At 67.7% G+C, this 14,732-nt stretch carries 8 protein-coding genes and 2 CRISPR repeat arrays (1 of these 10 only partly in view); of the genes, 1 reads left to right on the top strand and 7 read right to left on the bottom strand.

What is annotated here, in order from left to right:
• Positions 1-642: direct repeats of the CRISPR family, unit length 29 nt; unit sequence GGGACCAGCCCCGCATGCGCGGGGACCAC; it reaches 547 nt to the left of the window's first position.
• A 129-nt stretch (positions 643-771) separates the two neighbouring features.
• The 7 genes from cas2e to casA form a co-directional block, all read right to left on the bottom strand.
• A complete protein-coding gene (cas2e, locus tag OHT76_RS05465; RefSeq protein ID WP_328869602.1) occupies positions 772-1,137 on the bottom strand; it encodes a type I-E CRISPR-associated endoribonuclease Cas2e in 366 nt (121 codons plus the stop codon).
• Entirely contained in the window at positions 1,134-2,081 is a 948-nt protein-coding gene (cas1e, locus tag OHT76_RS05460; RefSeq protein WP_328869601.1) for a type I-E CRISPR-associated endonuclease Cas1e, read from the bottom strand. The genes cas2e and cas1e overlap by 4 nt, the downstream gene beginning before the upstream one ends.
• The gene (gene cas6e, locus OHT76_RS05455; protein ID WP_328869600.1) at positions 2,078-2,797 is read right to left on the bottom strand and encodes a type I-E CRISPR-associated protein Cas6/Cse3/CasE; all 720 of its coding nucleotides are present in this window, start codon (positions 2,795-2,797) and stop codon (positions 2,078-2,080) included. The genes cas1e and cas6e overlap by 4 nt, the downstream gene beginning before the upstream one ends.
• Complete coding sequence (gene cas5e / locus OHT76_RS05450) at positions 2,797-3,549, bottom strand: type I-E CRISPR-associated protein Cas5/CasD (protein ID WP_328869599.1); 753 nt, start codon at positions 3,547-3,549, stop codon at positions 2,797-2,799. The genes cas6e and cas5e overlap by 1 nt, the downstream gene beginning before the upstream one ends.
• The gene (cas7e, locus tag OHT76_RS05445) at positions 3,546-4,751 is read right to left on the bottom strand and encodes a type I-E CRISPR-associated protein Cas7/Cse4/CasC (RefSeq protein ID WP_328869598.1); all 1,206 of its coding nucleotides are present in this window, start codon (positions 4,749-4,751) and stop codon (positions 3,546-3,548) included. The genes cas5e and cas7e overlap by 4 nt, the downstream gene beginning before the upstream one ends.
• Before the next feature lie 28 nt (positions 4,752-4,779).
• A complete protein-coding gene (casB, locus tag OHT76_RS05440; RefSeq protein WP_328869597.1) occupies positions 4,780-5,511 on the bottom strand; it encodes a type I-E CRISPR-associated protein Cse2/CasB in 732 nt (243 codons plus the stop codon).
• Positions 5,512-5,746: 235 nt separating this feature from the next.
• On the bottom strand, positions 5,747-10,465 hold the full coding sequence (gene casA, locus OHT76_RS05435) for a type I-E CRISPR-associated protein Cse1/CasA (RefSeq protein WP_328869596.1): 4,719 nt from the start codon (positions 10,463-10,465) through the stop codon (positions 5,747-5,749).
• A gap of 856 nt (positions 10,466-11,321) precedes the next feature.
• Positions 11,322-13,262: a CRISPR direct-repeat array (repeat unit 29 nt; unit sequence GGGACCAACCCCGCATGCGCGGGGACCAC).
• Positions 13,263-13,952: 690 nt separating this feature from the next.
• Between casA and OHT76_RS05430 the strand changes: the two genes are divergently transcribed.
• Positions 13,953-14,678: a TetR/AcrR family transcriptional regulator gene (locus OHT76_RS05430; protein WP_328869595.1), complete on the top strand. Its 726-nt coding sequence runs from the start codon at positions 13,953-13,955 to the stop codon at positions 14,676-14,678.
• Positions 14,679-14,732 lie beyond the last annotated feature (54 nt).

Genomic DNA, 14,732 nt, shown 5'->3' with positions numbered 1-14,732 from the left:
ACCGGGACCAGCCCCGCATGCGCGGGGACCACCTGGCCTCGTTGTCCGCGGGCAGCGCGGTCTCGGGACCAGCCCCGCATGCGCGGGGACCACCCTTCGTGCAGTTCGGCCACCTGGCCGGGAAGGGGACCAGCCCCGCATGCGCGGGGACCACGCTCCGGACCGAGCGCCGAGGGCCCTGTACACGGGACCAGCCCCGCATGCGCGGGGACCACCCGTTGGGGTGGATCGTGACGAGCGGGGTGCGGGGACCAGCCCCGCATGCGCGGGGACCACCGGCCCGTAGGCGGCGGGCGTCGGAACTGGCGGGGACCAGCCCCGCATGCGCGGGGACCACGACAAGTCCGCGCGCGATATCGACCTGCCCCCGGGACCAGCCCCGCATGCGCGGGGACCACTACGGCGAGCACCCGTTCTTGCGCGGCCCGCAGGGACCAGCCCCGCATGCGCGGGGACCACGTCTGAAGATTGACGGTCCGTCACCGGACAGGGGGACCAGCCCCGCATGCGCGGGGACCACCAGGCCAGAGAGCCGAAGACCTTCCGCACGCCGGGACCAGCCCCGCATGCGCGGGGACCACAGCGACGCCGGGATGCCGGTGGCGATCGTGGTGGGACCAGCCCCGCATGCGCGGGGACCACACGGCGCGACCAGCGGTTTCAGTCGGCCAGGTGCTGGATTTTGCCTACTTCTCTGTACCTGGTCACTTGAAGCGCAAGGACAATCGCCGCTCGCTCTCTTTCATGCTCACGTCCGCTCATCGCTCGCCCTCACCCCCGCCCAAACCGTCGGCGCTGGGCCGCTTTGCTCCAGCCCTGGTGTGGCGGGGTGGAAGGGGACCTGGACGAGGTGCCCTCCGTGTTCGGGGAGGGGCGTCTGATCAAGGTCACCCCCTCATGATCGGTGGGGTGCCAGGCGTGTTCATGGGTTTCGAAAGTGAAGCCCTGCTCGTTGTCTGTCTGATACGCGAGCAGCGCGCGGCCGTTGCTTGCATATTGGCAGACTTCGGCCCAAAGGATGGAGCGGACCCGGGCTGAGGGGTTCCCTAGGAACACTCCTGGGGAGATCTCCAGGAGCCAGCGGGTGAGGAAGCCGCGGAGGCCGGCGGGACATGCGGCGAGCACGAGGACGGTCACCAGATTGGCTCGTCACCGTAGTTGCGGCCGCCGTCTACGTGGCGATTGCCGTCTGATTGCAGGGATACGTGGTCCCGGGCGTCGGCTGGGTCGCGCGAGGCGTCGTAGCCCAGCACGCTCTTGATGTCACGGACGCAGCGGCTAAGTAGGTCTGTCCTGTTAATGCGGTCCCGCAGAGCACGGCGGGTGCGCGTGGCCACGTCCTCCCCGCCCAGCGCTGCTGCGTCGAAGGCTGCAGGGATGGCTACTTCGGTTTTGTACAGGTCGGCTACGTCCAGGACGAAGGACTGCTCGTGACCGGAGTGGACGAAGCCGAGCGCCGGCGAGCAGCCAAGAGCGGAGACGACGGCGTGGGCGATTCCGTACATGCACTGGGCTGCCGCGGTGACGCCCTGGTTCGGGGCGTCACCGGCTGCGAAATCGCCGCGGTGGTACTCGCGTCGGTGCCAGGGAACTCCCGTGCGAGCCGACTCCCGCCGGTAGCACTCCTTGAGCCGACGGCCCTCCATGTTCAGCAGCTGCTGGCGGGTGCGGTCCGAAGGATCGTCGTCGGGGAAGCGCAGGCGATACATGGCACGTGCCACTTCGAGGCGGGTGCGGCGGTCTGCCCACGCTGTGGCCTGTGCCTCGGCCAGCCCCGAGGAGCGGGTGAGGGCACGTCCACCGGCGTAGAAGCGGACGCCTTGCTCGCCGACCCATGCGACTCCGGCACCACATTCGCCAAGTACGGACATCGCCTGGTGGGTGACGCGGGTGCCGGGGCCCAGAAGCAGGGTGCCGATGGTGGCTGACGGGATGTGCGTCACTCCGTCGGTGTCCGTTGCGGTGATCGCGTTGTCCTCGCGGTGGACCGTGCATCGTTCCAGGTAGATGAAGGAGACTCGGTCTCCCACCCGGTTGAGTTCGCGCGGTGAGGAGGCGCTTCGTTGGCTGACCGTGCTCATCGGCCGCCCAATGGGGCGAGAGTCATCAGGCCGCAGCCGTACGCCTTCGCCTTGCCCAGTCCATGTGTGAGGGTGCGGTGGAAGGCAGGTAGGTCTGTGATGCGCAGCCGGCCGTCGAAGGTGACCTTTGCGAAGCGGACGTTGTGTTGAGCGTTGCCGTCCGGCTTACGGAAATTCTGCGGGAGCTGGTTGTGCACGGTGACCTCGTACTTGTCACCTTCCGGCAGCAGTCGTTGCTCGGCGGGCTTGCTCGTCACCTCGAATCCGGCCCGCTGTTGGCGGCTGAGAAGCCAGCCGATCTGGTGTCGGGGGGTGACGTGCGCCGCCCGCTTCGTGGGGCTGCCTGGGGGATCGGTCTCCCTGCGGATGTGATGCATCGGATTCGCAGTGAGGCGGAATGCCCAGACGTCACCCTCCTTCAAGCTGTTCAGGAATTCGTCGTATGCGAAGGTCGTCCATCCTGCATCCGGCAATGTTGGCCAGCCCGCCTGCTCTTTGAGGTGTGTCAGGTCGGGCTGTGTGGGGCTGACGATGAAGAGATTGGTGCGCCCGGTCGGGGTGTGGTCCACACGCCACAGCACCCTGGGTCCCTCGCCTGTCTCGGCCGGCAGTTGTGGAAAGGCCATGTTCACGGCGCCGTGCAATCGATGGGGGGACCCCAGCAGCTGCCGGGCTTGAGTACGGGCGGTGTTGATGGGGAAACGGGTCAGGTACATCACGGCTCCCTCGGGGACGTATGTGTGGGGGCTCCTCCCGGCGGTTGAGCGGGGCGCAGGACGCTGGTGGGGTCGTGCGATGGGAGGTCGACATGATCGGTTCGCACGCCGCGCATCGCGTATTGCCGGTGGCGGGGGTCGAAGCTGACGGGGGTGTCGCGCAGCGACAGGTGCGGTGTCTCGCCTGGTGAGCAGTCGATCAGGATGTCCAGGGAGTTCGGCCCGGGCGCGGAACCCGTGGTCCGTGCCATGCGGGTCAGTTGCCTCACATACCAGCGCGAGGCTTGCCATGGCGCTTCGCGCAAGACGTCGTGCAGGGGGATTTCCTTAGGCGGACCCATGAGCAGAGGCTGGGATGGTGGGCAGGAGCGGCGGCCCAGATAGGGCAGATATCGGGGAGCATCCAGCGCCAGGTGCAGGCGCTCGATCAGTGACTCCTCGCCCTCGACACCCGCCACGAACACGGCATCCGAGAGGTAGAAGCGCTCCGACACCGGCATGACCTTGCCGGAGTCGGCGTGCTGGGCCTTTTGAAAGTCCCGTATCCGGGTGCCGGGTTGGTCGACGCGCACGCCGAAGCGCAGGGCGGCCAGGTCGGAGAGGTCGGCGGTGCGCGGGCGGCCTTCGGCGGCGGCCAGGAGGCCGAGCACGCCGCTCTTGGTCGGGGCGTTCTCCGTGCTGCGGCGGGCGAAGCGGGCGGCCGATCCCCAGGACTGAAGGGGCCCAGCCAGACGCAGGAGGAGGGCCGTCATGCGCCGGGCTCCAGCCGTCGTGACACTTCGTCCTTCACCTCGCCGATCAGGGTCTTCAGGGAGACGTCGGTACCGAGGGTGTGCAGGGACGCGGTCTCCGGGCCGACGCGGAAGACCCAGCTGGGGCCTGATTCCTTGATTCCGTACTTCTCTTCGAGTTCGGTTGCATGGTCGGCGAGCCGGACGCAGCTTTCTCGCAGGAAGCCTCCGGTCTGGCTCTTCGGCACGGGTTCCTCGAAGGCGCTGACGAAGCTGACCGGCCAGCGATTCCGTACCTTCACGATCACGGCCGAAGGCAGGGTGTGATTGCCGAAGGTGTTGATCTTCCCGGTCGGCAGCGAGGTGATGAAGGCCTCCAGGAAAGCGCCGATCGCTTTCTCCGTCGGAGTGCTCGGGGATTCCCCGTCTCGCAGACCGAGTCCGAGGTTGCGGTGGAGCTCGTCGACATCGACCGCGGCATAGCGATACAGGGTCGCGGAGTTGAAGTCCACGGTGCCGATCATTCCGGCACCCGTCTCAGCGTCCTCGTTGCGGTCGTCCACGGCCGTGTAGTAGTCCGACTCGACATCCGACGCATGCACGCTCAAGGCGTGTGCAACCTGGGCGGCAGCATCCACATTGAGGTCGGCGGAGTCCGCCACCATCCGTCCGAAGAGCGCGATGTCCACCGAGTGCCGGGTGTCGAGCGCCTGCCGAGCCTCGGCCTTGTTCGAGCGGTCCTTGAAGTGCTTCGCCAATGCCTGTAGTTCGTCGCCCGGGCTGTCGGCGATGACCGTTTCGGTGAGTTCGGCGAGGGCATCGAGCTGCCGTCGGCTGAGGAACATCAGGTAGGGGGATTCGGGAGTCACCGAGCCGTCGGCGTCGTTCTTCGCCTTTCGCTTGGGCACCTCGATTGCGATGCCGGTAGCTGCCTTCATCGTCTCGGCTGCCAGCCCCACAGCCATCGGGGCCAGTTTCTCGTTGCGGGCAGCGATCCGCTCCGCCAGCGCCTCGACCACTTTCTTGGTACGGACGCCGAGTTCCTCGGGAGGAAGTAGTTCATTGAACGCCGTCCTGGTGGCTCGCTTCCAGGCCTGGCTGGACACGCGTGCGCGGCGGACGCCGCCGTACATGGCGGATTTGGGGGTTCCGGTGTCGTCCCGGTTGAGGTTGCTGGGCGGAACATTCTGAAGAATGTGGATGTCGAGGATGGTTCGAGTCATGTGCATTCCGTTCTCGTGTGAACTGTGGTCAGTCGCCCGCGTCGGCTTCTACGTGGTCTTCGGCCGACGGGCTGACGGTGCCGACTTTGTCCATGTCGGCCGTCCGGCTCCGGTACACCGCATGGAACTCGCGTCCCCAGGCGCGGCAGACATCGGCCCGCCGGGTCTGGTCTTGCCATCGCAAGAGCTGGTCGGCGAGCAGTCCGTAGTCCAGCGGGATGCGGGCGCCGCGCAGCAGGAGAACCATCTCGCGCAGCCGGACGGCCAGTAGGTCGATGTGTGAAGCGGTCCCGATGCGGACGAAGCGTTTGCGGATCGTCTCCGAAGCTTCTTCGACGGCCTGATTCGCAGGTGCCGCGTCGCGGTCTCCGGCCGCTGAGTTCTCCGGGGGCGTCGATGGGTCATGTACGCCGGTCATTCCGTGGGCCAGGCGCCGCACAGCGCGGCCCAGCGGCCAGCCCGGCCGGTGCATTGGTTCATCACGCAGGGACTGCTGGTGCAGGGCCCACAGGGTGACCGCGATGTGGACCGCGATCTCCTCCTGTTCGTCGGCCTGCTCGCGCCGCCGCCTGGCAGCCGAGGAGAAGAATGAGGGGTCGGCAGCTTGGCCTTCCTGCTCTAGCTGCTTCTCGATGAGCCGCTTCTCGCGTACCCGAGTGAGCTCCTCGGCGTCGTCGAGTCCCCAGCTCGCCGGGTCAGCGAGAGAGGTGCGGCCCGCCTCGCGCCGCAGCCGTGCCACCGCGGCTACTGCTGCCGGCACGTCCTGTACGTAGCCGGACTGCAGGCGCCCGATGGTCTGGAGCGCGGCCTGTCGGGGGACAGAGAAGGCGTGGCCCGCGCTTCTGACCTGTAGTGGGGGAGGGGCCGTTGCTCCCGTGGAAGGTGATGTGCCTGTTGCCATTTGCTTGTTCTCCAGTGCTGAGGAGTCGTCGGGGATGCGAGCGAGAGCGGTTCGCAACGGGCTGACTGCTCGAGGCTTCGCTACGACGGGCCGGTCAGGCTCTGGCGAGGGGAAGTGCCTTGGCGAGCCGAGCGCGAAACCACTGCTCGGCGCGCCCCGCGTCGATCAGGCGCTTCCCGGCCCCGGGCATGTCTACGAGCCGCCCCTCGGCGGCCGCGGCAGAAGCCGATCCGAGCAACTGCTCCGCCAAACGCGTTATGTGGTGCCGTGCGGTGGTGTGCCACGCCTCCCGGGCCGTGTGCAGATCCGGGAACTCGAGCAGGTTCCGCAGCCAGGCCCGGTAGGGGCCGTCCAGGATGCCGAAAGCCATGTCGCGAGCGGTTGATGCGGGACCCAGCGGGTCGCTTCCCGCTGCCCGGGCCAAATTGGCGGCCAATTGCCCGAGGGCCGAGACGGCCGATTCGGTGTCGCTGACCGCGTCCACGGCGGCTGCCCCATAGAGGGGCTGCTCTTCGTGCAGGGTGATGACCGGCAGTACAACGGAATCGTCGATGATCTCGTCGATCACGGACTGCTGGGTGCCATAGACGGCACCGATGAGCCGCAGGCGCACGAACCCTTGGACATCAAGTTCCTCTGTCGTGGTGAGCACGTGAGTGAACCATTGGGTGACACCCGACCTGAGGACCTCGGCCGCCTCGCCGTGCCGCCCTACTTCCCCGGCCTGGCCTCGGGAGGGCAGCAGCGCGGCCAGCCCACGCCAGGCCGCTCGGCTCGGATCATGGCGCGCTGGTACATATACGGGACTGCGCCCCTGCTTCTTCTCTTGCGTCGGGCTACGGCGCCAACCCGACATGGGCTCGAGCTTCCATGGGGCGGACAAGACGTGCGGATCGCCGTAGCCGAGGACAACTCCGGTTACGCAGCCGCCCTCCGCGTGCAGTCGTAACCGCCGAGACTGCCACGTGTAGAGGTCCCGCAGGCCGGCCGGTTCGGGCCCACCTGCCTCCTCGCCCCGAGGTCCCGCACCCAGCGGGTGTTCCTGGCGCCACACCGGAAGGTCCAGCCGACTGCCATCTCCGAAATCCTCGCTGCCATAGGCGTCTTCGAAGGCGATGAGGTTGAGCAGCAACGTCTCCCGCAGGTTCGCGCCCTCGGCGAAGATCCCGCCAAGGCTCCCCATCGAGCCCACACCCAGCGGGTACACCTTGCCGCTGCGGCCTCGCGGGTCGCCGACCGTCGCGGACTTGATACCCGAGGTGTCATAGGCGTGCGTGTGCACGAGCCAGCGGGCTGCCTCGGCGTAGGAGAGGCGCTCGACCCCGGGCTGCCGCATGGAGAAGAAGGGCGAGCCGGCGGGCACGTCGGCGACGATCCGGTTGAGCGGCGCCAGTTCATCCTTACCGGTACGGAGATCGGCTACCTGGAAGAAGGGCCGTGCAGGGTGAAAGAGCGCGAACCGCTCGCGGTGGCGCTCCAGGTATGCGGGCACTTCGGCAAACGGATCGGCCGCGGGCCACAGTTTCTCCCAGTCCTCGATCTCGGCGGGGCCCTCAAGCGCGTCGTACAGGATGGCGAGAAGAACCCTCAACAGGGCCGCTTCCTGAGTAGGCAGGTCACCGACGAGGCGTCGACAGTCGCCGGCGGTTGCGAAGAGTTTGAGGAGGGACACCTCCTCTACGGTTCCGTCGTTGTGGAGCACCGGTAGCCACGGCTGGGAGACCAGGTCGAAGGAAGGAGGGCCGCCTGTTTCACCCTGAACCGGCTTTGTGGTCGCTCGACCCGCCACGTCCGTCACGGCTTGGGTCATCGCGGCACCCCCCGAGTCCCCGCGCCATGCGGTAAGGGAATCTTCCGTGCCCCCGTTGGAACGCGCATCATGGTCGTCCTTTCGGTGCTCGCCGTCGCCAGATCCGCCCCCGCGCACACCAGGGGACGTCATCCGCAGTCCTTCTGCGGCGCTGTAGCTCAGGTCGAACTCTGACAGACGGGTCTGACAATTCCCGTCGAGAACGAGCAGCAACTCCCCAGCCAGCCAAGGGCATTCCTTGACCTGCCAGGCAGGTATGAGCTCTCGCTCGAGCTCGGCAATGGTGCGGTCGATCCGCCACGGCGTACTGAACCGGCCCGGCAACGTGAGCGCACTCGCAGCCACCGTCTCCGCGGTTCGTCGGTCGGGCGGGAAATCGGTGGGCAGTTCAAGGCTTCCACGGCCGCGTGTGAGCTCCGGCAGAGTCGCCAGGCGGCCGTCGTGCAGCCGTTGAACGACAAGTACCTCGATGGTCTCGTCACTGTCCCGGACCTGGGCGCGGCCCGCCCTGCTGTCCTCGGCGTCCCCCGCGTGGGCTGTCAGCCATCCGTAGACGGGCCTTCCGGCCCGTCGTACCGGGCCAAGGAGAAATCCCTCTGCCTTACGCCGCTTCTCGTCGAGCAGCGCACGATGCTTCCGCATCGCTTCGGCCATGGCGGCAGCCCAGGCGGCAGGCCCAATTGGCTCTGGGCCATAGGCATCCTGCACGAGCGGACTGATGCTGGCCGGCAACTCCACAGGCCGGCCGTTCAGATGCGGTTCCAACACGGCAAGCGCCCGCAATAGCGTCCATCTGCCCGGATACACGGCATGCGATCCCGCCACCGGTTCGGGGGGCTCCGCCTGCCAGTCCACGCCGGTCACCAGGCAGCGGGCGCGGGCCAGACCTGCGGGCCGCCGCCGCGGGTGTCGGTGGAGACGGCCCATGCGCTGGAGCATGAGGTCCACCGGCGCCAGATCGGTGACGAGGAGATCGAAGTCCACGTCCAGCGACTGCTCCACCACCTGGCTCGCCACCACGACGTGCCGGTCGGGCCGCAACTCGACATCTGGCCCGTATCTCCCACGTAGTTCAGCATCCTTGGCGGCACGGTCCGCGGCCACGAACCTGGAGTGCGCGACGGTGACGTTCTCCTCTCCGAAGCGTTCGCGCAGCACCGCGGCGGTGTCCAGTACGCGATCCACGGTGTTGCGGACGACCAGAGCGCAGCCGCCCCCCGACAATTCGGCATCCAAACGGTCCGTGAGCGAGTCCAGGTCGTCCGCCATGGCCTCCACCGACACCTGCGTACGCCGCCCCGAAGCGGCCTCCGGCCGAGCGCTGAGGACGGGCCTCCCCGGAGCGACAGCTGTGATCAAGGGATACGCCTGCGAGGAGGTCTCTGTGTTCTCCCCGGCCGCAGCCCCGGCGTATGCCGCGACCAGGGACCGGCGCCGCTCGGCAGGCAGCGTCGCAGAGAGAAGCACCACGGGCACCCGGTACGCAGCGAGCCACTCCAGCACCCGGTCGAGGTAACGGTTCATGTAAGCGTCGTAGGCGTGCACCTCGTCGATCACGACGACCTTGCCGGCCACTGCCAGGTGTCGCAGGGCAAGATGCCGGCTCTTGAGGCCGGCGAACAGCACCTGATCGACTGTCCCGACCGCGAACGACGCGAGTAACTGCTTCTTCCGGCCACGCAGCCACTGATGCGCGTGTAACTCGGCGGGACGGATCCGAGGAGTCTGCGCACCATCTGTGAACCCCGTTGACGCGCTGTCCGGGTCCACGGCTGCCAACGACCGTGAACCGGCGCGCAATAGACCGGACCACTCCTCATTGAGCGCGGCCTTGGCGTGAGCCAGCACGACCGAACGTGGCCCTGAGCCCTCGTCGGGCAGCTGATCCAGCCAGCTCAGCAGCCGGGGAAACATCGCGTCGACCGTGGCCCGCGTGGGGAGAGCGAACAACACGCCGCCGGCGCCCGAACGCGCCGCGAGAATCTCTGCGGCGAGGAACGCGGCCTCCGTCTTCCCCTCACCCATGGGCGCTTCGATGATGAGCAACCCGCCGGGTTCCATCTCCTGTGCGATACGAGCTGCTTCAGCCTGAACGGGCCGTATCGCGGTGCCCCTGAACTTGGGAAAGCGCTCGGTGAACAGCTCCTCCGCAGAGCCGACCGGCTCGTTGGGCATCCACGGTGCGGGAAGGTCGAGTCCTTCCCAAGCGGCACGCAGCCGCCGGATTTCGCCCGTGGGCCCAAGGGGCTGCCAGCTCTCAGGGGCATACGGAAACAACTCGGGCGCGCTGGCTATCCAGTCCGCCAGAATCACAACAGCCGTCAACAGCACCTGCACCGTCTGCGGCAGCCGTACGTCCTCCCACGTGCCAAGTCGATCCCGTACGCCGGCGAGTTCGGCGCACCCGTCCATCAACTCGTACTGCACCCGGCGCCAGGATTCCTCACTCGGTCCGGGGTGCCGTAGAAGATGGGGCCGGAGCTGAAGATCATGGATCTGCTGGGTATCTGGAGGCATGCCGTGATGCCCGCCCGCCACGACGGCGAACTGCCCGGCCACGCGCGAGCTGAGTCCATGGCGCTCTCGCATCCACTCCTGAAGCAATAGCTGCCCGGCCAGCCCATGGGGCGCGAGCCGACGGCTCTCGCCGAACTCCTTGAGGGTGTGCATATCGAGGCCCGCCCGGCGCATGACCTCGCCGAGTGACTCAACTTGGCATGCAAAGGCGGGAGTTGCCTTACCAGAGTCGTGCGCGGCGGCAAGAAAAAGCACGAGTCGCTCTGCATCCGCTGGCCCGCCGGGCAGTACGTCGGCCACCGCCCGACGAACGGACTGAGGAACCCAGTGTTCCCACAGCATGCCGGCCACAGCCCCGCTGTCGGCCATGTGCCGCCACAAGGGCAACCAAGCGTCCGTCTTGCGGTCGTGCTTGGCCCAAGCTGAGCGCGCTGCCTGCGACAGGCGGTTGAACGGAGACGTCCCCTCGGGAGACAGCGAAACCATGCCAGTGGGGAACACTCCGTTGGCCTTTCAAGAATGAGGTACGGCAAAAGACCTGGTTGTTCGCGGGCTGTGGTGTATGGGCCCCCTTGTGCCCGCGCGATGATGGGCCCGTGGGGCGCCCGTTGACGCCCCACGGGTGTGGAGCTCAGGTGGCGCTGCACCTCCGCTTGGGTCGGAGGGGCCTTGACCCAACCCCGATGACAATCACGACGGTGATCCAGACCCAGGGTGTGTGGGGGGTTGGGGCGCTCGCGCAGGCGGCGAGGGCTCCGAGAATCAGAGCGGCATCGTGACTGCCTGGATCCGGCTGCGGGGTGGGCGCTGTGGATAACTGCACGTTATCGTGCTCCTTGTCTTACTGATCGTGGTCTTGATCAAAGTGAGACAGGCCGGTCCCGCTCTTCCCGTAGCCCCGGGAAGGGACAGCGGGCCCGGCCGTTTTCGTTCCTCTTGGTTCATGTCGTCTCCCGAGTAACGTAGACCCAACTCGCCATCTCTGTTCGCTCGTTGCGTTGTCTTGGGAAAAAGACTGCCGGAATGACCGTGTACCTAGTTGAGAATCATGCTTGTTGACTGCCTCGACCTCCACACGCCGGAATGTTGTCGCTGCCGAGGAAGCTGCAGTGGCTTGCGCGTGGCCACGTGTATGGAGCAGGGCGTGCGTGAGCGCCATTGGATGGCTCTCTGAAGGCGCGCGGATCCGCTCCCGTTGCGTGCATGGTGGCCTGGCAGATGGTCCCCGTTGCGAGGGGGGATCACAACTGCCACGAGTCTTAGTTCACCATGGCGTGGGAACTACCTACCCCCGCATGCGCGGGGATCATGATCTCTGTCTCCCTGAAGGCCCGTGCACCTAGGGATCACCCCCGCGTGCGCGGGGACCACTCGGGTTGGCCCGAAGCTCTTGCCGATTGCTACGGCGTGGCCTTCAGCTCATCGGGACCAACCCCGCGTTCGCGGGGGCTACTGTACGGCGTTTGGCCCGAAGATGGTGAGACGGGGCCAACCCCTCATGCGCGGCAACCACACGCAGTCCCGCCGGCAGATCTGGCCGAGGAAGGGACCAACCCCGCATGCGCGGGGACCCCACACCTCCAGCGCCTTGCCGGGCTGCACCAAGTCGGGACAAACCCCGCATGCGCGGGGACCACGACGGGATACGCCCGAGGATCCCCGCGAGCTGGGGACCAACCCCGCATGCGCGGGGACCACAAGTACTGGGGCCAGACCTTGACCCCGCAGCAGGGACCAACCCCGCATGCGCGGGGACCACCTGTACTCGCTCACGCGTTACTCCCGTCCTGCGGGACCAACCCCACATGTGCGGGGACCACACCATGGCGACGCCGACGGCCGACAGGAGGGTGGGACCAACCCCGCATGCGCGGGGACCACACGTCGCCCATGTCGAGGCGGCCCATCTGAACGGGACCAACCCCGCATGCGCGGGGACCACAACGGCTTCGTCCACGCGTCGACCGTCACGGTGGGACCAACCCCGCATGCGCGGGGACCACGTGCCGTCAGGTCCTGTCCAGGTGAGGGCGTAGGGACCAACCCCGCATGCGCGGGGACCACCTCCTCGCGATCGCGGCAATGCTCGCCGTCGCGGGACCAACCCCGCATGCGCGGGGACCACCATGAGCCGGTAGGTGGCGTCCCGCATGTGCAGGGACCAACCCCGCATGCGCGGGGACCACGCGATCCAGTCGCCGAGGGACGCGCGGGCCGCGGGACCAACCCCGCATGCGCGGGGACCACGTACGCCTCCTGCTGGTTCTCGTCCTTGGTGAGGACCAACCCCGCATGCGCGGGGACCACGCGCAAGTGGGACGGGCGGGCACAGCTCGATGGGGACCAACCCCGCATGCGCGGGGACCACTCCTCCCGGTGCCACTGGGCAACCAGACGGCCGGGACCAACCCCGCATGCGCGGGGACCACAGCTGTCGCGCGCTGGTGGGTACGGGCGCCCGGGGACCAACCCCGCATGCGCGGGGACCACGCCGGAGTCGTAGGCCGCCTCGGAGGCGATGAGGGACCAACCCCGCATGCGCGGGGACCACCCGATCACGCGCGCCATTCGTTCGGCGGTGACGGGACCAACCCCGCATGCGCGGGGACCACGTCCACGGCCTCACCGACGAGTATCTCGCCGAGGGACCAACCCCGCATGCGCGGGGACCACGGGCACGGGGAACTGCGTGGCGCCCGGAACCAAGGACCAACCCCGCATGCGCGGGGACCACCCATCACCCATCTGCCCATGCGGCCGGGTGAGGGGACCAACCCCGCATGCGCGGGGACCACAACGTCGTCATGGCCCTCGGGCTGCTCGCCGCGGGACCAACCCCGCATGCGCGGGGACCACACGTTCCTGGTGGCGGCCGTGCCTAGGCCGAGGGGACCAACCCCGCATGCGCGGGGACCACTCCACCACACAACGCCCGTGCCCTGTACGGGGGGGACCAACCCCGCATGCGGGGGGACCACAGCAGCTCAACCGCGCGCGCGGTCCACTCCGCGGGACCAACCCCGCATGCGCGGGGACCACGCCCTGGTGGCGGACCTCCTCGGCGGCCTCACCGGACCAACCCCGCATGCGCGGGGACCACTCCGTTGTCGTCACCGTCGGGCAGTCGGTGGAGGGACCAACCCCGCATGCGCGGGGACCACCGAGCGCCGCCACCCACGGACATCCCATCGCAGGGACCAACCCCGCATGCGCGGGGACCACGGAACACGGCTCGGCGACAAGCCGATCAAGACGGGACCAACCCCGCATGCGCGGGGACCACAGGGCGCGACCAGCGGTTTCAGTCGGCGAGGTGCAGGTTTTTGCTTACTTGGCTGTGCCCGATCCTCACTCGGAGCGCGAGGGTAGTCGTCCGGTGCTTGACTTCACGTCCGCTCATTGTTTCCCTCTCATCCCCGCCCATCGCCGGGGCGATTGTGTCACCAGCGCTTCGTGGGTTGCTCGAAGTGATGCTGGGTGTGGGGCGGCATCCACTCAGACAGTCGATTGAGCGGAACGAATTGCACCGCACCGCACCTCGCCGCCGTGCGACCGACCACCAACGCGGCCTGAGACTATCGAGCGCATGAGGAGCATCGCCGACCCGGAGCCCTCAACCAGCCGTCCTGTCATGCGTCGGGACCGCACTACCGACGGCGGTGAGCCGGAGGCAGGACGCACCGACATGCGCGGGAACTACGACGGTGTCACCACGCTCGCCTGCTGGCAGCGTACCTACCGATTCCTTGTGGACGTGTCGTCGACCTTGGCTAGGCTGGGAGTTGCCCTAAAGGGGATTAGCGGATACGAACAGGGACAATCCGCATCGGAAGGTTCGGCTGAGCTTTCTGGGGTGAGCGGGAGCGTCGTAATCCACCGGCGGGACGCGGGTCGAAAACGGATACCATATAGCCGAAACTCCTGCTTTTTGGATACCTGTCCGCAGTAGATGTGGCCGAGAGGTGACCGCTTCATGGCTTCGGAGGCCCAGCCGGTTCCGGGAAGTCCCGCTTGGTGGGCGAGCCGTACGTCCGCCCCCGCGTACCGGCGCGGACGCCCCCCGATGGACGTCGGCCGGATCGTCGACACGGCCCTGAAGCTCATCGACGAAGTCGGCATCCAGGCGCTGACCCTGCGTATGCTCGCCGAATCCCTGAACTCGGGTACGGCGACGCTCTACCGGCACTTCAATGGCAAGGACGAGCTTCTCGCTCTCGTCGCCGACAGAATCCTGGGCGAGGTCCGTGTCCCACCCGAGGAACTGGACGGCCTGGACTGGCGGGATGCGGTGACCGTCGCGGCGGAGGCTTTCTACGCCACCCTGTCCCGGCACCCCAACGCGCTGTCCCTGCTGGCGGCCCAGGTCCCCGTCGGGCCGAACGCTCTGCGGGGCCGGGAACGGCTCATCGCACTCTTCCTGAGCCATGGGTTCCCGGTCGGCCTGGCCGTGCGTGCCTTCACGGCCATCGGTCACTACGTCATCGGCTTCGCCATCCAGCAGCACGGCCCCGGCACGCCGAGCCCCGAGGACGAGACGCACCTGCGGGAGTACTACCACTCGCTCGACCCGGCCGCCTATCCGGCCACGTTGGCCGTGGCCGACGAGTTGACTTCCGTACCGCTGCATGACGAGTTCCGGTTCGGCCTGGACCTGCTCCTCGACGGGCTGGAGAAGGCCAGACTGCTCAGTGCCAGCTGATCCAGTCGGCGACGGCACGGCCCATGACGAGTTCCAGGTCGCGGCCGCGCAGCC

It is taken from the genome of Streptomyces sp. NBC_00287 (assembly GCF_036173105.1).
In the GTDB taxonomy this organism is placed as follows: Bacteria; Actinomycetota; Actinomycetes; order Streptomycetales; family Streptomycetaceae; genus Streptomyces.
Note: the sequence above shows the minus strand (reverse complement) of the source record. Positions and strands in the feature narration are given on the sequence as shown.

What these genes read in the sequence shown, in the direction of transcription:
- cas1e (WP_328869601.1), bottom strand. Translation starts at nt 2,081, where the DNA reads ATGAGCACGGTCAGCCAACGAAGCGCCTCCTCACCGCGCGAACTCAAC.
- cas6e (WP_328869600.1), bottom strand. Translation starts at nt 2,797, where the DNA reads ATGTACCTGACCCGTTTCCCCATCAACACCGCCCGTACTCAAGCCCGG.
- cas5e (WP_328869599.1), bottom strand. Translation starts at nt 3,549, where the DNA reads ATGACGGCCCTCCTCCTGCGTCTGGCTGGGCCCCTTCAGTCCTGGGGA.
- casA (WP_328869596.1), bottom strand. Translation starts at nt 10,465, where the DNA reads ATGGTTTCGCTGTCTCCCGAGGGGACGTCTCCGTTCAACCGCCTGTCG.
- OHT76_RS05430 (WP_328869595.1), top strand. Translation starts at nt 13,953, where the DNA reads ATGGCTTCGGAGGCCCAGCCGGTTCCGGGAAGTCCCGCTTGGTGGGCG.
- cas7e (WP_328869598.1), bottom strand. Translation starts at nt 4,751, where the DNA reads ATGACTCGAACCATCCTCGACATCCACATTCTTCAGAATGTTCCGCCC.